Source organism: Micromonospora sp. BQ32 (assembly GCF_059358895.1).
The window spans coordinates 37250-58577 of the sequence record NZ_JCADBI010000010.1; the positions used below are offsets into that span (position 1 = coordinate 37250).

Annotated in this window: 19 protein-coding genes; 9 read left to right on the forward strand and 10 right to left on the reverse strand. The window is 70.2% G+C overall.

Annotated elements, in window-relative coordinates; all coding sequences use genetic code 11:
- Window positions 1-239: 239 nt before the first annotated feature.
- From icmB to sucD, 3 genes are all read left to right on the forward strand, one after another.
- A complete protein-coding gene (icmB, locus tag AC5L30_RS19600) occupies window positions 240-644 on the forward strand; it encodes a coenzyme B12-dependent isobutyryl CoA mutase small subunit (RefSeq protein WP_030491849.1) in 405 nt (134 codons plus the stop codon).
- Between the two features lie 431 nt (window positions 645-1075).
- Complete coding sequence (gene sucC, locus AC5L30_RS19605; RefSeq protein WP_091406357.1) at window positions 1076-2254, forward strand: ADP-forming succinate--CoA ligase subunit beta; 1179 nt, start codon at window positions 1076-1078, stop codon at window positions 2252-2254.
- 2 nt (window positions 2255-2256) lie between these two features.
- Entirely contained in the window at window positions 2257-3144 is an 888-nt protein-coding gene (gene sucD, locus AC5L30_RS19610; protein ID WP_238657516.1) for a succinate--CoA ligase subunit alpha, read from the forward strand.
- A gap of 71 nt (window positions 3145-3215) precedes the next feature.
- Here the strand turns inward: sucD and AC5L30_RS19615 are convergent, their stop codons facing one another.
- Window positions 3216-3482, reverse strand: coding sequence for a hypothetical protein (locus AC5L30_RS19615; protein WP_091406354.1), 267 nt, complete (start codon window positions 3480-3482; stop codon window positions 3216-3218).
- A 200-nt stretch (window positions 3483-3682) separates the two neighbouring features.
- Between AC5L30_RS19615 and AC5L30_RS19620 the strand changes: the two genes are divergently transcribed.
- Complete coding sequence (locus tag AC5L30_RS19620; RefSeq protein WP_494868961.1) at window positions 3683-4972, forward strand: cell division protein PerM; 1290 nt, start codon at window positions 3683-3685, stop codon at window positions 4970-4972.
- A gap of 54 nt (window positions 4973-5026) precedes the next feature.
- Here AC5L30_RS19620 and AC5L30_RS19625 read toward each other — a convergent pair whose 3' ends face one another.
- A complete protein-coding gene (locus tag AC5L30_RS19625; protein WP_494868962.1) occupies window positions 5027-5587 on the reverse strand; it encodes a DUF4190 domain-containing protein in 561 nt (186 codons plus the stop codon).
- Between the two features lie 290 nt (window positions 5588-5877).
- Here AC5L30_RS19625 and purN point away from each other — a divergent pair, with 290 nt between their 5' ends.
- The gene (purN, locus tag AC5L30_RS19630) at window positions 5878-6498 is read left to right on the forward strand and encodes a phosphoribosylglycinamide formyltransferase (RefSeq protein WP_494868963.1); all 621 of its coding nucleotides are present in this window, start codon (window positions 5878-5880) and stop codon (window positions 6496-6498) included.
- The gene (gene purH, locus AC5L30_RS19635) at window positions 6495-8066 is read left to right on the forward strand and encodes a bifunctional phosphoribosylaminoimidazolecarboxamide formyltransferase/IMP cyclohydrolase (protein ID WP_494868965.1); all 1572 of its coding nucleotides are present in this window, start codon (window positions 6495-6497) and stop codon (window positions 8064-8066) included. The genes purN and purH overlap by 4 nt, the downstream gene beginning before the upstream one ends.
- Window positions 8067-8160: 94 nt before the next feature.
- Here purH and AC5L30_RS19640 read toward each other — a convergent pair whose 3' ends face one another.
- The 5 genes from AC5L30_RS19640 to AC5L30_RS19660 form a co-directional block, all read right to left on the reverse strand.
- Window positions 8161-9198 (reverse strand): ABC transporter ATP-binding protein, encoded by a 1038-nt coding sequence (locus AC5L30_RS19640; protein WP_494868966.1) that lies wholly within the window; start codon window positions 9196-9198, stop codon window positions 8161-8163.
- Window positions 9179-10210, reverse strand: coding sequence for an ABC transporter ATP-binding protein (locus AC5L30_RS19645; RefSeq protein ID WP_494868967.1), 1032 nt, complete (start codon window positions 10208-10210; stop codon window positions 9179-9181). Before AC5L30_RS19645 ends, AC5L30_RS19640 begins: the two co-directional genes overlap by 20 nt.
- A 70-nt stretch (window positions 10211-10280) precedes the next feature.
- Window positions 10281-11237, reverse strand: coding sequence for an ABC transporter permease (locus AC5L30_RS19650; protein ID WP_494868969.1), 957 nt, complete (start codon window positions 11235-11237; stop codon window positions 10281-10283).
- A 42-nt stretch (window positions 11238-11279) separates the two neighbouring features.
- A complete protein-coding gene (locus tag AC5L30_RS19655) occupies window positions 11280-12218 on the reverse strand; it encodes an ABC transporter permease (RefSeq protein ID WP_494868970.1) in 939 nt (312 codons plus the stop codon).
- Window positions 12219-12415: 197 nt separating this feature from the next.
- Window positions 12416-14017: a peptide ABC transporter substrate-binding protein gene (locus AC5L30_RS19660; RefSeq protein ID WP_494868971.1), complete on the reverse strand. Its 1602-nt coding sequence runs from the start codon at window positions 14015-14017 to the stop codon at window positions 12416-12418.
- A gap of 481 nt (window positions 14018-14498) precedes the next feature.
- Between AC5L30_RS19660 and AC5L30_RS19665 the strand changes: the two genes are divergently transcribed.
- The gene (locus tag AC5L30_RS19665) at window positions 14499-15359 is read left to right on the forward strand and encodes a bifunctional methylenetetrahydrofolate dehydrogenase/methenyltetrahydrofolate cyclohydrolase (RefSeq protein ID WP_494868972.1); all 861 of its coding nucleotides are present in this window, start codon (window positions 14499-14501) and stop codon (window positions 15357-15359) included.
- 139 nt (window positions 15360-15498) lie between these two features.
- On the forward strand, window positions 15499-16449 hold the full coding sequence (locus tag AC5L30_RS19670; protein WP_112583765.1) for a malate dehydrogenase: 951 nt from the start codon (window positions 15499-15501) through the stop codon (window positions 16447-16449).
- Window positions 16450-16851: 402 nt separating this feature from the next.
- Here the strand turns inward: AC5L30_RS19670 and AC5L30_RS19675 are convergent, their stop codons facing one another.
- Entirely contained in the window at window positions 16852-17658 is an 807-nt protein-coding gene (locus tag AC5L30_RS19675) for an MBL fold metallo-hydrolase (protein ID WP_494868973.1), read from the reverse strand.
- A gap of 137 nt (window positions 17659-17795) precedes the next feature.
- Between AC5L30_RS19675 and AC5L30_RS19680 the strand changes: the two genes are divergently transcribed.
- Window positions 17796-19013 (forward strand): NADP-dependent isocitrate dehydrogenase, encoded by a 1218-nt coding sequence (locus tag AC5L30_RS19680; RefSeq protein ID WP_350858005.1) that lies wholly within the window; start codon window positions 17796-17798, stop codon window positions 19011-19013.
- Window positions 19014-19415: 402 nt separating this feature from the next.
- Here AC5L30_RS19680 and galT read toward each other — a convergent pair whose 3' ends face one another.
- The gene (galT, locus tag AC5L30_RS19685) at window positions 19416-20492 is read right to left on the reverse strand and encodes a galactose-1-phosphate uridylyltransferase (protein WP_494868974.1); all 1077 of its coding nucleotides are present in this window, start codon (window positions 20490-20492) and stop codon (window positions 19416-19418) included.
- Between the two features lie 12 nt (window positions 20493-20504).
- Window positions 20505-21314 (reverse strand): DeoR/GlpR family DNA-binding transcription regulator, encoded by an 810-nt coding sequence (locus tag AC5L30_RS19690; protein ID WP_494868976.1) that lies wholly within the window; start codon window positions 21312-21314, stop codon window positions 20505-20507.
- Window positions 21315-21328 lie beyond the last annotated feature (14 nt).

Consider the following 21328-nt stretch of genomic DNA (forward strand, 5'->3'; position numbering starts at 1 on the left):
GTGACCGTTCCGGCGGAGTCGTCCGGCTTGACTCCGAGCCGCGCCGGGACAGTGTCGACGGCGCTGCCAGGAGCCGGGCGGTGGCGGTGGCGGGACGGCGCGGGGCCGGGCCGCCCCGGGGTTGCCCGGTGGACACGCCGGGTAACGGCCGGTGACAGAGCCCGGATTTCCCGGGCCAGGCCCGCCGGGTTACCGTTCGTTAAGGTGAAGGCGGTCAAGCCGGTGAAAGGTGTGCGCTGATGAGCTCTCGTATTCGGGTCGTCGTCGCGAAGCCTGGTCTGGACGGCCACGACCGCGGCGCGAAGGTCGTCGCGCGCGCCCTGCGGGATGCCGGGATGGAGGTCGTCTACACCGGCCTGCACCAGACCCCCGAGCAGATCGTGGAGACCGCCATCCAGGAAGACGCCGACGCGGTCGGCCTGTCCGTGCTCTCCGGCGCGCACATGACGCTCTTCCGGCGGGTGCTGGAACTGCTCGGTGAGCGGGACGCCCGCGACATCGTCGTGTTCGGCGGCGGCATCATTCCGAACGGCGACATTCCCGAGTTGGAGAAGCTGGGCGTCGCGAAGATCTTCACGCCGGGCGCCACCACCCAGGCGATTGTCGAGTGGGTCCGACAGAACGTGGCCCAGCCGGTTTCCTGAGGCACGCCGATCTGCTGCGCGAACGGATTTGGGCACGGGGGAGGGGCCGGACGCACCCCTCACACGTCCGGCCCCTCTATGCACGATGCCCCGCCGCCACCCCTCGACCGACAGGGCATCGGCCGTATCCCGTCTTTGCGCTGTTAAGCGCTCCGACATCTGACTCAACGACGCCCCCACGGCAGGGTTACGCAAGCCGGACAACATCGCCCGGACGGTGGATGCCACCCGAGTGCTGGCCGCAAACCGGCCACACCTGATGTCCGGTTGTGCATTACCGCACACCGCGCACCCGCTCGGTTGCCGGTGGTGCCGACCTCGCTAGGCTGCGGCCAATGGCCTGTTTCAACTGATGACAGGCGTCAAACTGTTTTCTGAACGCTGGTGGCGGCGCGACGGCGCGCCGCGGAGACGGGACGGGACGCGCAATCGTGGACCTGTACGAGTACCAGGGGCGGGACCTGTTCGAGCGGCACGGCTTGCCCGTGCTGGCCGGCGGCGTCGCCACTACCCCGGAAGAGGCCCGCGCGATCGCCGAACGCCTCGGCGGCCGTGTGGTCGTCAAGGCGCAGGTAAAGGTCGGCGGCCGAGGTAAGGCCGGCGGCGTCAAACTGGCCGAGGGTCCGGATGAGGCGGTGGCTCGGGCCACCGACATCCTCGGCATGGACATCAAGGGTCACACCGTCCACAAAGTCATGATCACGGTGACCGCGGACGTGGCCGAGGAGTACTACTTCTCGTACCTGCTCGACCGGGCGAACCGCACCTTCCTCTGCATCGCCAGCGTCGCCGGCGGCATGGACATCGAGCAGGTCGCCGCCGAGACCCCCGACAAGGTCGTGAAGGCCCCGATCGACGCCGTGAAGGGCGTAGACGAGGCCAAGGCCCGCGAGATCGTGACCGCTGCCGGCTTCCCGGCCGAGGTCGCCGACCAGGTGGTCGAGATCGCCGTCGGCCTGTGGCAGGCGTTCGTCGCCGAGGACGCCACCCTGGTCGAGGTCAACCCGCTCGCCAAGAACGGCGACGGCCGGATGCTGCTGCTCGACGCCAAGATCAGCCTGGACGAGAACGCGGCGTTCCGGCACCCGGACCACGAGGCGCTGGTCGACCAGGCCGCGGTGGACCCGCTGGAGCAGGCCGCCAAGGCCAAGGACCTCAACTACGTCAAGCTCGACGGCGAGGTCGGCATCATCGGCAACGGCGCGGGTCTGGTCATGTCGACCCTCGACGTGGTCGCGTACGCCGGTGAGCGGCACGGCAACGTCAAGCCGGCCAACTTCCTCGACATCGGCGGCGGCGCGAGCGCCGCGGTGATGGCGAACGGGCTGGAGATCGTGCTCTCCGACCCGGCCGTGAAGAGCGTCTTCGTCAACGTCTTCGGCGGCATCACCGCCTGCGACGAGGTCGCCAACGGCATCATCCAGGCGCTGGCCCTGCTGGAGCAGCGCGGCGAGCAGGTCACCAAGCCGCTCGTCGTCCGTCTCGACGGCAACAACGCCGAGGCTGGCCGGGCGATCCTGGACAGCGCGAACAACCCGCTCGTGCAGCGGGTGGACACCATGGACGGTGCGGCCGAGCGGGCCGCCGAGCTGGCAGCTGCGGGGGTCTGATCATGGCTATCTGGCTGACCAAGGACTCGAAGGTCATCGTCCAGGGGATGACCGGTTCCGAGGGTTCCAAGCACACCCGGCGGATGCTGGCCGCCGGCACCAACGTGGTGGGTGGCGTCAATCCGCGCAAGGCGGGCCAGAAGGTCGACTTCGACGGCACCGAGCTGCCGGTCTTCGCGTCCGTCGCGGACGCGATGGCCGAGACTGGGGCCGACGTCACCGTCATCTTCGTGCCGCCGCAGTTCACCAAGGCCGCCGTGGTCGAGGCGATCGACGCCGCGATCCCGCTGGCCGTGGTGATCACCGAGGGCGTCCCGGTGCACGACACCGCTTCGTTCTGGGCGTACAACGTGGCGCAGGGCGAGCGGACCCGGATCATCGGGCCGAACTGCCCGGGCATCGCCTCGCCCGGCGCGTCCAACGCCGGCATCATCCCGGCCGACATCACCGGCTCCGGCCGGATCGGCCTGGTCAGCAAGAGCGGCACGCTGACATACCAGATGATGTACGAGCTGCGCGACATCGGCTTCTCCACCTGCGTCGGCATCGGCGGTGACCCGATCATCGGGACCACCCACATCGACGCCCTCGCGGCGTTCGAGGCCGACCCGGAGACCGACGCCATCGTCATGATCGGTGAGATCGGTGGCGATGCGGAGGAGCGGGCCGCCGAGTTCATCAAGGCCAACGTCACCAAGCCGGTGGTCGGCTACATCGCCGGCTTCACCGCTCCGCCCGGCAAGACCATGGGTCACGCCGGGGCGATCATCTCCGGCTCGGCCGGCACCGCCGAGGCGAAGCAGGCGGCGCTGGAGGCCGTCGGCGTCAAGGTCGGCAAGACGCCGACCGAGACCGCCAAGCTGATGCGGGAGATCATGTCCGGCAGCTGAGCCGGTCAGGCAGGGCGAAGGGGGTCGACCGGTCACGGTCGACCCCCTTCGGCGTACGCGCTCCGCGCTGGTCAGTCGTTGTTCCAGAACGGGTAGTTGCCGGTCGAGCGCAGAATCGCCCCACCGATGATGTTGATCACGCCGAACGCGATGGCGAGGTAGCCGAGCAGCGGCGACTGCCCGTACCGCCGGGCGTCGCGGATGGACAGGTAGCCGAAGACGATGCCGAAGATGCCGCAGCAGATCAGCCCCAGCACGATGCCCAGCACGCCCCAGAGGGTGGTCCGGTCGCGTCCCTGGGCCGGTGGTGGTGGGGGAGGCGGGTATGGCGTCGTCACAGCTTCCTCCGAGCGGTCGTGGGCGACGTGCCGGCCCGGACCGCGACCGGCGGGCCCGTCCCGGGTGGCGGCGACTCGCGCCCCCTCAGGGCCGAGGCTAGACCGGCACGGGTGGGCAGGACGGCGGTTCGGTGAACTCGCCGACCTTAGGAGGGGTTAACGGACTGCCACCGCCCGCGCGACGTGCCAGAGTAGAGCGGATGTCCCCCGTCACCCCTGACCGTCCCAGCCGTCCCGGCGGTGTGAGCGCCGACGACCGGCCGGTCGACCGTGCCGCACCGGCCCGGCGGGTGCCCGCGCCCCGCGCGGGCGGGGCGCCGCGCGGGCGGGCGCCGTTGCCCGTCGCCGCCGGGGTGGCCGCCTGCTGGGCCGCTCTCACCTCGTACCTGCCGGTCGCCATCGTGCTCGGCCTGGTGCAGCTCGGCGCCGACTCCACCACCCTCACCGGCACCCTGCGCACCGCGCTGGCCGGTTGGCTGCTCGGGCACGGCGTGCCGCTGCACACCGAGTCCGGTCCACTCGGGCTCGCCCCGCTCGCGCTGACCGTGCTCGCGCTCTGGCGGCTGACCCGCGCCGGCGTGCACGTCAGCCGCGCGATCGGTGCTCGCGACACCCGCTCGCCGCGCCGGGCACTGCTCGCCGCGGTTGCGGTCGGCATCGCGTACGCGCTGCTCGGCGCGCTCGCGGCGGTGCTGGTCGGCACGGGTGGGCCGGAGGTGTCCCTGATCCGGGCGGGTGGCACGTTCGCGGCGGTCGGCACACTCGCCGCGCTGGTCGGCGCGGTCCGGATCACCGCGGTGACCCGGCTGCTCGTCACCCGGCTGCCGGGCCCGGTGCGCGACGGCGTTCGCACCGGTCTGGTGGCCGGGCTGCTGCTGCTCGGCGCGGGCGCGGGCGCCGCCGGCCTGGCGGTGGCCACCGGCGGCGGCGACGCGGCCGACATGATCGGGGCGTACCGGACCGGGGTCGCCGGGCAGGCCGGCATCACCCTGGTCAGCGTCGCGTACGCGCCCAACGCGGCGGTCTGGTCCACCAGTTACCTGCTCGGGCCGGGTTTCGCGGTCGGAACCGACACCGCGGTCCGCACCAGTGAGGTGTCGGTCGGCGCGCTGCCGGCCGTGCCGCTGCTCGCTGGCCTGCCGCGCGGCCCGGTGGACGGCTTCGGCGCCCTGCTGCTCGCGGTGCCGGTACTGGCCGGGATGGTCGCCGGCTGGCTGCTGGCCCGTCGGGTGGCTCGACTCGCCGGGCCGGAGCGGGCTGCGCAGCGCTGGGCCGAGTTGCTGGCGCCAGCGGCGCTGGCCGGGCCGGTGGCCGGGGCGGTGCTCGGTGCGGCTGCCGCGGTCTCCGGCGGGCCGCTCGGCGCCGGTCGGCTGGCCCAGGTCGGGCCGGTGGGTTGGCAGGTCGGGGCGGTGGCGGCCGGTGTCATCGCGGTCGGCGCGCTCCTCGGCGCCGCGGCCACCCGGGCGCTGACCCGCGGGCCCGCGCAGTAGACGAGCGCGGGGTGCCCCGGGCCAGCCCGGAGCACCCCGTCGAATCCGAGCCCGTCAGGGCTGGGTGGGCAGGTTGACCTGCGCCACGACGCTCAGGATGAGCAGCAGGATGCCCAGCCCGACGCCGACCGCGCCGCAGATCAGACCGGCCTTGGCCTGGCCGGCGTTGTTGGCCTGGCCCTGGGCCACCTTCTGCTTGGCGAGGTAGCCGGTCACGATGCCCGCGATGCCGACCGGGATGCCCAGGTACAGGCAGCAGATCAGCGGGATCGACGCGATACCGAGGATCATCGACACCAGGCCGAGGGTGTTGTTCTGCCCCTGCGCCTGCGGGTACCCGGCGTTCGGGTACGTCGGGCCCGCGCCGTACGGCGGCTGCTGCTGCTGCTGGGCGTACGGGTCCTGGTACGGCGGCTGCTGACCGTACGGCTGTCCCGAGGTGGGCTGCTGACCGTACGGGGCCTGCGGCGCGGCGTACGGGTCGTGCGGCTGCTGGCCGTACGGCTGGCCGGAGGTGGGCTGCTGGCCGTACGGGGCGGCCGGCGGCTGGGGAGCGGTCGGGTCCTGGTTGGGCTGCTGGCCGTACGGGTCCTGACCGGGGTTACCGGGCTGCATTCGAGAAGCTCCTTGGACTGGTTCCGTCAGTTGGTGCTCTTTGTTTCCATCCATGATCGCGGTCAGTCCTCCCAAAGCCCAGTACAGCAACAGGACGACATGTCTCTCAAAGCAGGCAAACAGGCGCTTGTCGACCGCTTGGCGTGCCGGATCAGGGGCGGTGTGTGGGCCGGCGCGGCGTTCGGCCCGAGCGAGCGGCAGCGTACCGGGTCGACGCACGTCGACACTGTCGAAGATCGGCGCGCCGCCCGGCCGGAGGGCGTCCCTGACCTGCCCGATAGGGTGGCCCGGTGACCGAGCCCGCGTCCGTCGCCCGCATCGTCGTCCTCATCTCCGGCTCCGGGAGCAACCTTCAGTCGCTGCTGGATGCCGCCGCCGACCCCGCGTACGGCGCACAGGTCGTCGCGGTCGGCGCGGACCGCGACGGCATCGCGGGCCTGGACCGGGCCGCCGCGGCCGGGGTGCCGACCTTCGTCGAGCGGGTCCGCGACCACGACACCCGGGAAGCCTGGGACCACGCGCTCACCGCGCACGTCGCGAAGCACCAACCCGACCTGGTCATCTCCGCCGGTTTTCTCAAGCTGGTCGGTCCGCACTTCCTCGCCGCCTTCGGCGACCGCTACCTGAACACGCACAACACGCTGCTGCCGGCGTTTCCCGGCATCCACGGCCCGCGTGACGCCCTCGCCTACGGCGTGAAGCTCACCGGAGCCACCCTCTTCTTCGTCGACGCCGGCATGGACACCGGGCCGATCGTCGCGCAGGTCGCGGTGCCGGTGCTGGACGACGACGACGTCGACACGCTCACCGAGCGCATCAAGGAAGCCGAGCGGCGCCAGCTCGTCGAGCAGGTCGGTCGGCTGGTCCGCGAAGGCTGGACCATCACCGGAAGGAAGGTCACGGTTCCGTGAGTTCCACTCAGGACGGGCGCCGCCCGATCAGGCGGGCGCTGGTCAGCGTCTACGACAAGACCGGGCTGGTCGAGCTGGCTCAGGCCCTGCACGCGGCCGGCGTGGAGATCGTGTCCACCGGCAGCACGGCGGGCACCATCGCCGCCGCCGGGGTGCCGGTGACGCCGGTGGAGACGGTGACCGGGTTCCCCGAGGTGCTCGACGGCCGGGTGAAGACCCTGCACCCGAAGGTGCACGCGGGTCTCCTCGCGGACCTGCGCAAGGACACCCACGTGGCGCAGCTCGACGAGCTGGGCGTGGCGGCGTTCGACCTGCTGGTCTCCAACCTCTACCCCTTCCAGGCGACCGTCGCCTCCGGCGCCGGCGTCGAGGAGTGCGTGGAGCAGATCGACATCGGTGGCCCGGCCATGGTGCGGGCCGCCGCCAAGAACCACGCCTCGGTCGCCGTGCTCACCGACCCGACCGCTTACCCGGCGCTGCTCGGCGCGCTCAGCGAGGGTGGCTTCACCCTGGCCCAGCGTCGCGCGCTGGCCGCCCGGGCGTTCGCCGACATCGCCGAGTACGACGTCGCGGTGGCCCAGTGGTGCGCCCAGGAGTTGGCGCCCGCCGACGACTGGTGGCCGCAGTTCGCGGGGCTGGCGCTGCGCAAGTCGACCGCGCTGCGCTACGGGGAGAACCCGCACCAGCCGGCCGCGCTCTACACCGACCCGGACGCCCCGGCGGGGCTGGCCCAGGCCGAGCAGCTGCACGGCAAGGAGATGTCGTACAACAACTACGTCGACGCGGACGCCGCCTGGCGGGCCGCGAACGACTTCGCCGACCAGCCGGCGGTGGCGATCATCAAGCACGCCAACCCGTGCGGCATCGCGGTCGGCGCGGACGTCGCCGAGGCGCACCGCAGGGCGCACGCCTGCGACCCGGTGTCGGCGTTCGGCGGTGTGATCGCGGTCAACCGGCCGGTCTCGGTCGAGCTGGCCCGGCAGGTCGCTGAGATCTTCACCGAGGTGGTGGTCGCCCCCGGCTTCGACGAGGGCGCGGTCGAGGTGTTGCAGGGCAAGAAGAACATCCGGCTGCTGCGGGCACCGGCCTGGACGCCGGCACTGGTGGAGTTGCGACCGGTGACCGGTGGCGTGCTGGCCCAGGTCGCCGACCGGGTGAACGCCCCCGGTGACGACCCGGCGAGTTGGCAGTTGGCGACCGGCGAGGCCGCCGACGAGGAGCTGCTGCGGGACCTGGCGTTCGCCTGGCGGGCGGTCCGCGCGGTGAAGAGCAACGCGATCCTGCTCGCCAAGGACGGCGCCACCGTCGGGGTCGGCATGGGTCAGGTCAACCGGGTCGACTCGGCGCAGCTCGCGGTCACCCGCGCCGGCGCCGACCGGGCCCGCGGCTCGGTCGCCGCCTCGGACGCGTTCTTCCCGTTCGCCGACGGCCCACAGATCCTCATCGACGCCGGCGTCCGCGCCATCGTCCAGCCGGGCGGCTCGATCCGTGACGAAGAGGTCATCGCAGCAGCCAAGAAGGCCAACGTGACGATGTACCTGACCGGCACCCGCCACTTCTTCCACTGAACCCGTCCCCACCTCAGCCTCGTTGATCATGAAGTTATTGCCCGTCTGACCGGCGTGTCAGGGCAATAACTTCATGATCAGGGCTGGGGTCGGGTCAGGCCGGGAGGGTTGGGCGGAGTTCGGCGAAGTGGCAGGCGGAGGGGTGGGGGTCCGCTGCTCTCGGGACCGTCGCCGGGTCCTCGACGGCGCAGATCTCCTGGGCCTTCCAGCAGCGGGTCCGGAAGTGGCACCCGCTGGGCGGGTCGGCCGGGCTGGGCACGTCGCCGACCAGCCGGATCATGTTGCGCTGGTCGCGGGCCTCCGGGTCCGGCACCGGCACGGCAGAGAGCAGAGCCTGGGTGTACGGGTGGGTGGCCCGCTCGTAGATCTCGTCCTCGGTGCCGATCTCGACGATCCGGCCGAGATACATCACCGCGACGCGGTCGGCGATGTGCCGCACCACGGACAGGTCGTGCGCGATGAAGATGTACGAGAGCCCCAGCTCGCCCTGGAGCTGCTTCAGCAGGTTGATCACCTGGGCCTGGATGGAGACGTCCAGCGCCGACACCGGCTCGTCGCAGACGATCACCTCGGGCTTCAGCGCGAGGGCGCGGGCGATGCCGATGCGCTGACGCTGACCGCCGGAGAACTGGTGCGGGTACCGGTTGATGTGCTCCGGGTTGAGCCCGACCAGGTCCAACAGCTCCTGGACCCGCTTGGCCTTGCTGCCCTTTGGCGCGGCATCCGGGTGGATCTCGAACGGCTCGCCGATGATGTCGCCGACGGTCATCCGCGGGTTCAGCGAGGTGTACGGGTCCTGCATCACCATCTGCATGTTGCGGCGCAGCCGGCGCAGCTCGCCCCCGGAAGCCTTGAACAGGTCCTTGCCCTCCAGGGTGGCGCGTCCGGAGGTGGGCTTCTCCAACCGCATCAACAGCCGGGCGAGAGTGGACTTGCCGCAGCCGGACTCGCCGACCACGCCGAGCGTCTCGCCCCGACGCAGCTCGAAGCTCACCCCGTCGACGGCCTTCACCGCCCCGATCTGCCGCTGGAACAGCACGCCCTGAGTGATCGGGAAGTGCTTCACCAGGTTGTCGACGGAGAGGATGGTCTCGCCCCGGACCTTGGTGGAGTTAGCGGGCGACGCTGTCATCACGGACCTCCTGCGCGAAGTGGCAAGCGCTGGTCCGGCCGTCGCCGAGGACCAGGTCGTGCGGCACCTCGTCCACGCAGACCTGCTGCACGTACGGGCACCGGGGGTGGAACGGGCAGCCGGACGGGATGCGCATCAGGTTCGGCGGCAACCCCTTGATCGTCGACAGCTCCTGGCCGCGGACGTCCAGGCGCGGAATCGACTCCAACAAACCCTTGGTGTACGGGTGGGCGGGCGCCTTGTAGAGCGAGCGGACGTCGGCGTGCTCGACGATCCGGCCGGCGTACATGACCGCGATCCGGTCCGCGACACCGGCGACCACGCCCAGGTCGTGGGTGATCAGGATCATCGCCATGTTGAGTTCCCGGCGCAGGTCGGCCAGCAGGTCCATGATCTGGGCCTGCACGGTCACGTCGAGTGCCGTGGTGGGCTCGTCGGCGATCAGCACCTTCGGGTCCAGCGCCAACGCCATGGCGATCATGACGCGCTGCCGCATACCGCCGGAGAACTGGTGCGGGTAGTCGCCGATCCGCTTTGCGGCACCCGGAATCTTGACCAGATCCATCAGCTCAATGGCACGACGTCGAGCGTCGGTTCGGGACATGCCGGCGCGCTGGCGCAGCGTCTCACCGATCTGCCAACCGACCGGGAAGACCGGGTTGAGGGCGGAGAGCGCGTCCTGGAAGATCATCGCGATCTCCTTGCCGCGTACCTGCCGGCGCTGCTCCTCGGAGCGGGTGAGCAGGTCCTCGCCCTGGTAGAGGATCTGGCCGGAGCGGACGAACGCGGGCGGGGTGTCCAGGATGCCCATGATCGCCTGGGCGGTGACCGACTTACCCGAGCCGGATTCGCCGAGCACGGCCAGCGTCTCGCCGGCGTCCAGGTGGTACGACACGCCGTTGATCACCCGGGCGACACCCTCGTTGGTGCGGAACTCGACGTGCAGGTCCCGCAACTCCAGCAGGTGACCGCCCTCGGGTGTGGCGGAGGCGGGCGTGGGTTGAACGGTCAAGACTGTGCCTGCCTTTCGCTCGCGACTGCGGGGCTCGCTTCGCTCACTCCTCGCGCTCGCATGGAAGTTCTCACCGCAGCTTCGGGTCGAAGGCGTCACGGATCGCGTCGCCGAGCATGATGAACGCCAGCACGGTCAGCGCCAGGAAGGCCGACGGGACGATCAACGGGGTGGCCGCCTCCCGCATGTGGATCCGGCCGGTGTCGATGTCCTGGCCCCACGAGATGGTGGGCGCCTTCAGGCCGATGCCCAGGAAGGAGAGCGTCGCCTCGGCCGCGATGAACGAGCCGAGCGCGATGGTCAGCACGACGATGGCCGGGGCCAGCGAGTTCGGCAGGATGTGCCGCCACATGATCCGGCTGTTGCCGGCGCCGAGCATCCGGGCCGCCGCGACGTAGTCCTGTTCCTTGGCGGTGATCACCGAGGACCGGACCACGCGGGCGGCGGTGGTCCAACCGAGCAGGGCCAGCACGAAGACGACCGCGCCGATCCGAGCCCACTGGCTGTCACTGGACACCCGCTTGAGCAGCACGATCGCGGCCAGCAGCAGCGGGATGCCGAGCACCACGTCGATCACCCGGGAGAGCACCGCGTCGACCCAGCGGCCGAAGTAACCGGCCAACATGCCGATCACCAGCGCGATGATCCCGGTGCCGAGCGCGGCGAGCGCGCCGACCAGCAACGACGCCCGGGTGCCGTAGACCGCTCGGGAGTACGTGTCGCAGCCCTGGAAGTCGTACCCGAAGATGGCCCCGCCGGACGGCCCGGCGTGCTGCCGGGAGAGCAGACAGTCGTTCGGGTTGTTGGCGGTGAACACGCCGGGGAGCAGCGCCATCAGGGTGAAGATGACGACCAGCGCCAGCGAGATCCAGAAGATCGGGTTGCGGCGCAGGTCTCGCCAGGCGTCACCGGCCAGGCTGCGAGGCTTCTGCGCGGCGCCGACCTGGTTGGGTGCGCCCGGCTCCCCCGAGGGGCCGCGTCGCGCGGCCTGGTTCTCGGTCGCCGCCACAGTTTCAAAATCACTCATGCCTGCACCTCGCTGCGCTCGGCGCCGGCACGGTCGCTGCGCTCACTCATAGCGAATCCTCGGGTCGAGTACGGCGTACAGGACGTCCACCACCAGGTTCGAGACCAGGTAGACCACGACGAGCACGCTGACGATTCCCACCACCAGGGGGCCGTCCTCGGTGCGGATGCCGCGGAAGAGGTTGAAGCCCACGCCGGGGATGTTGAAGACGCCCTCGGTGATGATCGCGCCGCTCATCAGGTTGCCCAGTTCCACACCGAGGAAGGTGACCACCGGGATCAGTGAGTTGCGCAGTACGTGGACGATGACGATGCGCCGCTTGACCAGGCCCTTGGAGCGGGCGGTCCGGACGTAGTCCGCGCGAAGGTTCTCCGCCACCGAGGCCCGGGTGAGTCGTAGCGCGGTGGCCAGCGACAGCGAGCCGAGCACGATGCCTGGCAGCAGGAGCGCGTAGAACGTCGGGTCGGAGCCGGCCGTGGGTGGGAAGAGCTGCCACTTGACGCCCAGGAAGTACTGCGCCAGCGGCGCCAGCACGATGGTCGGGATGCCCAGCACCAGCAGGGTCAGCACCAGCGTCGAGTTGTCGAAGATGCTGGCCCGGCGGATGCCGGCGAGGACCCCGGCGGTGACACCGAAGATGATCGCCACGGCGAGCGCGATGAGCGCGAGCCGCACGGTGACCGGCCATGCCTGCTGGAGGATGTCACCGATGCTCCGACCGGTGAGCGACTCGCCCAGCTTGCCCTGGAGCAGGTCCTTCACGTAGTCGAAGTAGCGGTAGAAGAAGCCGCCGACGCCCGTCTGATCCAGGTTGTACTTCTCGGTGAGGTAGGCCCGCTGCGCTGGCGTCACCGGCCGTTCGCCGGCGAGCGCCTGGATCGGGTCGCCCTGCCCGGCGAATGTCAGCGCGTAGACGATCAGGGTGGTCCCGAAGAACGCCAGGACCATCTGCAGTAGGCGCCGCAGGATGTAGCGGAACATGCTTAGCAGTCTCTCCGGAAATGTGCGAAAGGGTCGCAGGACGGCATCTCTGGTCGTACCCGAAATATCCGAGACGTGCCGTCCGGCCCGGGGGAGCCGGCGCCACCGACGCCGGGTCCGCTGCTGCGGCCCGGCCCCGGTGACGCGGTCGGGGCCACCCGGGCTTCGTCGCCCGGGTGGCCCGCACCATGGTCAGCTCAGCTGGCTGCTTCGATCTTGACGAGGTTGACCCGCTGGAACAGGTCCATCTCCACGTTCTTGACCTTGGACGAGTGGCCGAAGACGTTCTCGCCGAAGCGGAGCGGGATCACCGGCATGTCCTTGGCCAGGATGTCCTCCGCCTGCTGGTACTTGGCGATCGCCTCGTCCTGCGTCTTGGCGGCGGAACCCTCCTTGACCAGCTTGTCGAACTCCGGGTTGCTGTACCCGTAGTAGTTCGACGAGCCGTTCGTGCTGTACAGCGGGCCGAGGTAGTCCTCCATGGTCGGGTAGTCCATGACCCAACCCATCCGGAACGCGCCCACCGGCGTCTTCTTCTCGACCTTGGTCAGCAGGTCGGCGAACTTCGGCTCGGCCGAGCCGACCGCGTCCACGCCCAGGTTGGTCTTGAGCTGGTTGACCGTGGCGTCGACCCAGTCCTTGTGACCGCCGTCGCCGTTGTACGAGATGACGATCTTCGACGGGCCGCCGGCGGCCTGGTAGAGCTTCTTGGCCTCGGTCGGGTTGAACTCGCCCGCCTTGCCCGCGGTGTTCTCCCGGTAGCCCGGCAGGACCGGCGAGACGAAGGAGCGCGCCGAGGTCTGCGAACCCTTGAAGACCGACTTGGTGATCTCGTCACGGTCGATCGCCATCGAGATGGCCTTGCGCACGTCCGGGTTGCTGTAGTCCTTGTCGAACGTCGGGAACGCGAGGAACTGGAACGACGACATCGGGCTGGTCCTGTACCGGTCGCCCAGGTCGCTCGGCGCGGTGCTCAGGCTCTCGGTCGGGATCGTGGGCAGCACGTCCAGGTTGTCCGCCAGGACGTCCGCGTAGGCCGCGGTGAGCTGCTGGTAGATCCGGAACTCAACGTTCTTGACCTTGGGCTTCTCGCCCGGGTAGGCGTCGTAGCGCTCGACATCGATCTTGCTGTCGTGCTGCCAGGCGCCCTTCATCTTGAAGGGGCCCTGCCCGATCGGCGACTGCTCGTAGGAGTCCTTGAGCACGCCCGGCGCGGAGAACGCGGCGTCCGGCAGCGGGTAGAACGCGTTGTAGCCCAGCGTCGTCTTGAAGTCGATGTACGGCTCGGACAGCGTCGCGGTGAAGGTGAGGTCGTCGACCTTCTTCAGGCCGGACATCTCCTTGGCCTTCGGCGCCTTGCCCTGCAGGTCGGCGTAGCCAGCGATCTTCTCGAAGAAGTAGTTGCTGTCCTGGCCGTTCGGGGCGTACGCGCCGTAGTTCCACGCGTTGATGTAGTCCTCGGACGTGACCTTCTCACCGTTGTGGAAGGTGAAGCCGTCCTTGAGCTTGATCGTCCAGACCTTGTTGTCGGACGAGGTGATCGACTGCGCGGCGACCTCGTACGGCTTGTTCTGGGCGTCGTAGTCGACGAGCGGGCTGAACAGGCCGGCGAGCACCTGCGACCCGGACGTCTCGGTGGTGTTGGTGGGAACCAGGTGCTTCGGCTCGGCGATCTGGATGCTGACCGCCGAACTGTCGCTGCCGCCGGATCCACCGTCTCCGCCGCTGCCGCAGGCCGCGAGGCCCAGCGTCACCGCGAGCGGGAGGGCGGTCCAGGCGGCGAGTCTACGAACTCGCATTGAGCCTCCTCATCTCCTCACGCTGCGCAGTCAGGCCCGACGCTGGGTTACGCTGCGCAACAAGCGGTAACGGTAGGTCGGTGGCGGGCCTTCGGCAACGACACGGTTGCGGGTGGGTAACGGTCCGGGGCTGCCTCCCTTGTCGGGGGCGAGCAGATCTGCTAACCGAAACCGGGTTTATTGGCGATGGCCTGCGGATTTCCGATTCGTTGGCGAGTTGGTTGACCGCGTCTGGGTCGGGTCGACCGCTGCTGGGGCGAACGTCCGCTCTCCGTGGCCCCGGCCCAATCTGCCTGGTTCGACCGTAATCGAACCCACAAACAGTGACTGAGAGTGACTAGCGACACGTCACACACCGTCAATGCGGCGGCGGCCCGCCCAGCGCCGCCCGGCTATCCGGTGGCCGGCGCACTGCGGTGGCGGCGGACGGCCCGAGCGAGGTCGTCTGAACCGCGGGTGGTGGTCGTGAGACGATCTGGTCGTGACGGCGACGCTTCTGGACGGCAAGGCAACCGCAGCGGAAATCAAGGACGAGCTGCGCATCCGGGTGAAGGCACTCGCGGAACGCGGCATCATCCCCGGACTCGGCACGGTGCTGGTCGGGGCGGACCCGGGCAGCCAGGCGTACGTCAACGGCAAGCACCGCGACTGCGCCGAGGTGGGCATCGCCTCGATCCGCCGCGAACTGCCGGCCGACGCCACCCAGCAGCAGGTCGACGACGTGTTGGCCGAGTTGAACGCCGACCCGGCGTGCCACGGCTACATCGTCCAGCTGCCGCTGCCGGCCCACCTGGACACCCAGCGGGTGCTGGAGTTGATCGACCCGGACAAGGACGCCGACGGCCTGCACCCGGTCAACCTGGGCCGGCTCGTGCTCGGCTACGACGGTCCGCTGCCGTGCACCCCGCGCGGCATCGTCGAGCTGCTCCGCCGGCACGACGTTGCGCTGCGCGGCGCCACCGTCGCGGTCGTCGGTCGGGGTAACACCGTCGGCCGACCACTCGGCCTGCTGCTCACCAGGCGGAGCGAGAACGCCACGGTCACCCTCTGCCACACCGGCACCCTGGACATCGCCTCGCACACCCGTGCCGCCGACATCGTCATCGTCGCGGCCGGCGTACCCGGTCTGCTCACCGCCGACATGATCAAGCCAGGCGCGGTGGTGGTGGACGTCGGCATCACCCGGGTGATCGGGGCGGACGGCAAGGGCCGCTACACCGGCGACGTGGACCCGGAGGTGGCCGAGACGGCCGGCGCGCTGGTCCCCATGCCCGGCGGCGTGGGCCCGATGACCCGGGCCATGCTGCTCACCAATGTCGTGGAGCGCGCCGAGCGCGGCTGACCCGCACGTCGGGAGCGCCGAACCAGGACGGCGGTGACGTTCGCCCCATCCCGGCGATGGCCGCCGCCCCTGGCCCGATCGGTGCCAGGATGACTGATACGGTCCGGAAAACCGACTGGTATCAGGGAGTGGGACGACCATGGGTAAGAAGGTCACTGTCGTCGGGGCTGGCTTCTACGGCTCCACCACCGCACAGCGCCTGGCCGAGTACGACGTCTTCGACACCGTAGTGATCACCGACATCGTGGAGGGCAAGCCCGCGGGCCTCGCGCTCGACCTCAACCAGTCCCGGGCCATCGAGGGCTTCGAGACCAAGGTGGTCGGCGTGACGACCGGCCCCAACGGTGAGGGCTACGAGAGCATCGAGGGCTCCGACGTCGTCGTGATCACCGCTGGTCTGCCGCGGAAGCCCGGCATGAGCCGGATGGACCTGCTGGAGACCAACGCCAAGATCGTTCGTCAGGTCGCCGAGAACGTCGCCAAGTACGCCCCGAACGCCGTCGTCATCGTGGTCTCCAACCCGCTGGACGAGATGACCGCGCTGGCCCAGCTCGCCACCCAGTTCCCGAAGAACCGGGTGCTCGGCCAGGCCGGCATGCTCGACACCGCCCGGTTCAGCAACTTCGTCGCCGAGGCGCTGAACGTGCCGGTGGCCTCGGTACGCACGCTGACCCTCGGCTCGCACGGCGACACCATGGTCCCGGTGCCGTCGAAGAGCACCGTGAACGGCAAGCCGCTGCGTGACGCGATGCCGGCCGAGCAGATCGAGGAGCTGGTCGTCAAGACCCGCAACGGTGGCGCCGAGGTGGTCGCGCTGCTCAAGACCGGTTCGGCCTACTACGCCCCGTCCGCTGCCGCGGCCCGGATGGCGAAGGCCGTCGCGGAGGACTCCGGCGAGGTCATGCCGGTCTGCGCCTGGGTCGACGGCGAGTACGGCATCTCCGGTGTCTACCTGGGTGTCGAGGCCGAGATTGGCGCCGAGGGCGTCAAGCGGGTCGTCGAGACCGACCTGGACGCCGACGAGCGCGCCAGCCTGCTGGAGGCTGCCGAGGCCGTCCGCGCCAAGCAGGGCGACATCTCCAGCATGTAGTTCCCCCGAACCACCACACCAACGAAGGGCGCGCCGGCAAAGGCCGGCGCGCCCTTCGCCGTCCAGACCCGAGCCCCGCCATACCCCCGAGCCTGCCGCCCCCGCCGTGCTGCCCGGGCCGCCCCGCCGGCCTCCCAGTCGGTTGATCAAGAGGTTTGCGTCACGAATCGCGGTTGTGATGACGCAAACCTCTTGATCAACCAGGAGGGGTGGGTGGGCGGGTTGGGATGGGCGCAATTTCGGGGATGTTGCTGCCTCTGGGGCTCCGCAGGCAGTGTTTCGCCAAAATTGAGCGGATCTTGGGTCGAGATCGTGCTCGACCATGGTTGTAGTGGCCACCTCCGCGCTCGATGCCCCTATATCCAGGATCGAGCGCGATCTTGACCGTTCCACACGGGTGATCTACGCGGGCGGATGGGGAGTGAAGGGGGTGCCCAGGTGGGGGGTGGCCAGGATGGTGGGGGAGTGGGTGTGCAGGGCGGTCAGCCGGGAGGTGCGGGCTAGTTCCGGGTCCTCCTCGTGGGCGTACGCGAGGTCGGGGTCGACGAGCTGCACCATGTGCACCAGCAGGTCGCCGGTGAGCAGCATCCGTTCGTCGGCCGAGGTCAGGAGCACCGACTGGTGACCGGGAGTGTGGCCGGGGGTGGGCAGCAGACGTACCGCTGGGGTGAGGGCGCTCTCGCCGTCGACCACCCGGAGCTGGCCGGCGGCGCGCAACGGCGCGATGAGGCCGGCCGGCAGCCCGGGGTTGAGCGTCTCCGCCGCGTCGAGTTCGGCGCGCTGGATCAGGTAGCTCGCGTTCGGGAAGTACGGCCGCCCGGGCGTGCCGGTGACGGCCCAGCCGATGTGGTCGCTGTGCAGGTGGGTCAGCACGACCGTGTCGACGTCGGCCGGGTCGATGCCCGCGGCGGCCAGCTCGGCGGGCAACCGGCCGGGCACGGGCGCCCAGCTCGCGGCGGGTGCGTCGGCCGGGCCGATTCCGGCGTCGACCAGGGTGACCGGCCCGTCGCCGGTGCGGATCGCGAAGCTGCGGAACGGCAGCCACCACTGCCCGTCGGCGGTCACCGAGCCAGGGTCGCGCCGGTCGGCCTCCGCCCACTGTGCCGCCGTGGCCTGCGGAAACGCCTCGGCGCGGGGCTGGAAGAAGGCACCCTCACCATCGGTGAGTGCGGTGACCGTGATAGACCCGAGGGTGCGGTTCAGTGGCATCGGACGATGATTCCAGGGCATTCCTGTTCCGCGCAGCCCGGTTCCGCCGGCCGGTCGAGGCCGGCTGGGGGTTGCCGGCCCAATTGCAGTACGCTCGTACTGCTTGAGCACGTGTCCCCCGAGAGGAGCGCCGGCCGATGGCGAAGATCAAGGTAAACAACCCGGTCGTAGAACTCGACGGCGACGAGATGACCCGGATCATCTGGAAGCAGATCCGGGAGCAGCTGATCCTGCCCTACCTCGACGTCGACCTGCACTACTACGACCTGTCGATCCAGCACCGCGACGAGACCGACGACCAGGTCACGATCGACGCCGCCAACGCCATCAAGGAGCACGGCGTCGGCGTCAAGTGCGCGACCATCACCCCGGACGAGGCCCGGGTCGAGGAGTTCGGCCTGAAGAAGATGTGGCGGTCGCCCAACGGCACCATCCGCAACATCCTCGGCGGCGTCGTCTTCCGTGAGCCGATCATCATGTCCAACGTGCCGCGGCTGGTCCCCGGCTGGACCAAGCCGATCATCATCGGCCGGCACGCCCACGGTGACCAGTACAAGGCCACCGACTTCGTCGTCCCCGGCCCGGGCACGGTGACCATCACCTACACCCCGGCCGACGGCGGCGCGCCGATGGAGATGGAGGTCGCCAACTTCCCCGGCGGCGGCATCGCCATGGGCATGTACAACTACGACGAGTCGATCCGGGACTTCGCCCGGGCGTCGTTCCGGTACGGACTGGACCGTAACTACCCGGTTTACCTGTCCACCAAGAACACCATCCTCAAGGCGTACGACGGCCGGTTCAAGGACATCTTCGCCGAGGTGTTCGAGGCCGAGTTCAAGGCCGAGTTCGACGCCGCCGGCATCACCTACGAGCACCGGCTCATCGACGACATGGTCGCCGCCGCGCTCAAGTGGGAGGGCGGCTACGTCTGGGCCTGCAAGAACTACGACGGTGACGTGCAGTCCGACACCGTCGCGCAGGGCTTCGGGTCGCTGGGCCTGATGACGTCGGTCCTGCTCTCCCCGGACGGCCGGACCGTCGAGGCCGAGGCCGCGCACGGCACTGTCACCCGGCACTACCGGCAGTACCAGAAGGGCGAGAAGACCTCGACCAACCCGATCGCGTCGATCTACGCCTGGACCCGGGGCCTGGCCCACCGGGGCAAGCTGGACGGCACCCCGGCGGTCACCGAGTTCGCCAACACCCTGGAGCAGGTCATCGTCGACACCGTCGAGGGTGGCCAGATGACCAAGGACCTCGCGCTGCTCATCTCGCGCGACGCCCCGTGGCTGACCACCGATGAGTTCATGAACGCGCTCGACGAGAACCTGGCCCGCAAGATCGCCGCCTGATCAGGCGTACCGCGTCATCGGAGCCCGCCGGCACCCCGCCGGCGGGCTTCGGCGTGTCCGGCGTCGCCACGCCGGTCGGCGTCACTGCGGCCGGCGCGCCTCGTTGACCAGGATGGACGAGATGCCAGTCGAGTCCAGGAAGGTTGACCACGGTCGACCCGCGGCACCCGTGCGCCGATCAGCCAGCCTTCCCGGCTGTGCCGTGCACAGCCAGCCGTCCCTTCCCTGCGGGGGGCCCTGTCCCGGGCCCCCCGCGCCCTGTTTCCCGCCAAACTCAGGCCGCGCCGCGCCGCGCCGCGCCGCGCCGCGCCAAGCTCAGGCCCGCCGCCCGTCACTCTCTTGCGCTGCTCATGCCGCGCCGCGCCAAGCTCGGGCTCCGCACCCGGCCGGCAGCGGTGCTGCTCAGGCGGCGCGCAGCAGGTCGGCGGCGCGTTCCGGAGCGATGTCGTTGATGAAGACGCCCATCCCGGATTCGGAGCCCGCCAGGTACTTCAGCTTGTCCTTGGCCCGCCGGATGCTGAATAGCTGAAGGTGCAGGTGGCCCAGCTCGCGGTCGATCCGTACGGGCGCCTGGTGCCAGGCCGAGATGTACGGCATCGGCATGTCGAACAGGCCGTCGAAGCGGCGAAGCAGATCCAGGTAGAGCGGCCCGAAGGCGTCCCGCTCGCTGTCGCTGAGCGCCGGGATGTCCGGCACCACGCGGCGCGGCGCGACGTGTACCTCGAACGGCCAGCGCGCGGCCGCCGGGACGAACGCCGTCCAGTGTTCGTTCTCAACCACCACCCGGTCACCGGTGGCGCGCTCGGCGGCCAGCACGTCCGCGTACAGGTTGCCCCCGCCGGTCCGCTCGGCGTGCCGGCGTGCCGCGGCCAGCAGCGCGCGGGTGCGCGGCGTCACGAAGGGGTACGCGTAGATCTGCCCGTGCGGGTGGTGCAGCGTGACACCGATCTCGACGCCCCGGTTCTCGAAGCAGAAGATCTGCTCGACCCCGGGCAGCGCGCCGAGCACCTCGGTGCGGTCCGCGAGCGCGTCCAGCACGGTGCGGACCCGTCGCGGCGGCAGGCTGGCGAAGGAGGCGTTGTGGTCGGACGTGAAGCAGACCACCTCGCACCGGCCGAGGCCCGGCCGGACCGGTGTGAACGGGGTGATCTCGCCGGGCTCGTCGGCCACCCGACCGCTCAGCGACGGGAACCGGTTCTCGAAGACCACCACGTCGTAGTCGGGTGCGGGGATCTCGGTCAGCCGGTCGCCCTCGGACGGGTCGAGGGGGCACTCGTTCGCCGGCGGCAGGAAGGTGCGGGTCTGCCGGTGCACGGCGACCGCCACCCACTCGTCGGTCAGCGGGTCGTAGCGCAGCTGCGACGCCGGGGGAGGCGGCGGCAGGTCCCGGCGGTCCGGCTGGTCGCGGACCGCGTCGTCGCGCTCGTCGAAGTAGATCAGCTCCCGGCCGTCGGCCAGGTCGATCGCGGTGCGCTTCACGGCGCCGTCCCCTCAGTTGTCGGCGTGCGCGTCACGCGGCCCGCCCCCTGTTGCCTTAACCATGATCAGCTCGCCCACCTGTTCGCCGAGTACCCGTCGTGCGGGTGCAGGCAACCGGTCGTCGCTGACCAGTACGTGGGCGGCCGCCAACTCGACGATCGAGGAGATGCCCACCGTGCCCCACTTGGTGTGGTCGGCGAGCACCACCAGCTGGTCCGCGGCGGCCACGAGCGCCCGGTCGGTCTCCGCCTCCATCAGGTTCGGGGTGGTGAAGCCGGCCCGCTCGGTGATGCCGTGGACGCCCAGGAAGAGCAGATCCAGGTGCAGTGACCGGACGGCCCCGACCGCGAGCGGACCGACCAGCGCGTCCGACGGTGTGCGTACGCCACCGGTGAGCACCACCGTCTGGTCCGGGCGGCCGCCGGCGTGCATGATCTCGGCCACCGGCAGCGAGTTGGTCACCACGGTCAGCTCGGGCACGTCCACCAGTCGGCGGGCCAGCTCGGCCGTGGTGGTGCCGGCGGAGAGCGCGACCGCCGCTCCCGGCCGGACCAGCTGAGCCGCCCAGTCGGCGATGGCGGCCTTCTCCGGCAGTTGGCGGACCGACTTGGCGTGGAAGCCCGGCTCGTCGGTAGAACTCGGCCCGGTTGTGGTGGCACCACCGTGCACCTTGGCCAGCAGGCCGCGCTCGTGCAGCGCGTCCAGGTCACGCCGGATGGTCATGTCGGAGACGCCGAACTCGGTGGCCAGCTCGCTGACCCGGACGCCGCCGGTCGAGCGGACCCGCTCCAGGATGGCCGCCTGCCGCTGCTGAGCGAGCATCCGCCGTGCCTCCC

Coding starts and splice junctions, on each gene's coding strand:
- AC5L30_RS19675 (WP_494868973.1), bottom strand. CDS start 17,658: ATGCCACTGAACCGCACCCTCGGGTCTATCACGGTCACCGCACTCACC.
- sucD (WP_238657516.1), top strand. CDS start 2,257: ATGGCTATCTGGCTGACCAAGGACTCGAAGGTCATCGTCCAGGGGATG.
- AC5L30_RS19625 (WP_494868962.1), bottom strand. CDS start 5,587: ATGCAGCCCGGTAACCCCGGTCAGGACCCGTACGGCCAGCAGCCCAAC.
- AC5L30_RS19690 (WP_494868976.1), bottom strand. CDS start 21,314: ATGCTCGCTCAGCAGCGGCAGGCGGCCATCCTGGAGCGGGTCCGCTCG.
- AC5L30_RS19620 (WP_494868961.1), top strand. CDS start 3,683: ATGTCCCCCGTCACCCCTGACCGTCCCAGCCGTCCCGGCGGTGTGAGC.
- AC5L30_RS19670 (WP_112583765.1), top strand. CDS start 15,499: ATGGGTAAGAAGGTCACTGTCGTCGGGGCTGGCTTCTACGGCTCCACC.
- AC5L30_RS19680 (WP_350858005.1), top strand. CDS start 17,796: ATGGCGAAGATCAAGGTAAACAACCCGGTCGTAGAACTCGACGGCGAC.
- AC5L30_RS19660 (WP_494868971.1), bottom strand. CDS start 14,017: ATGCGAGTTCGTAGACTCGCCGCCTGGACCGCCCTCCCGCTCGCGGTG.
- AC5L30_RS19655 (WP_494868970.1), bottom strand. CDS start 12,218: ATGTTCCGCTACATCCTGCGGCGCCTACTGCAGATGGTCCTGGCGTTC.
- AC5L30_RS19640 (WP_494868966.1), bottom strand. CDS start 9,198: ATGACAGCGTCGCCCGCTAACTCCACCAAGGTCCGGGGCGAGACCATC.
- icmB (WP_030491849.1), top strand. CDS start 240: ATGAGCTCTCGTATTCGGGTCGTCGTCGCGAAGCCTGGTCTGGACGGC.
- AC5L30_RS19650 (WP_494868969.1), bottom strand. CDS start 11,237: ATGAGTGATTTTGAAACTGTGGCGGCGACCGAGAACCAGGCCGCGCGA.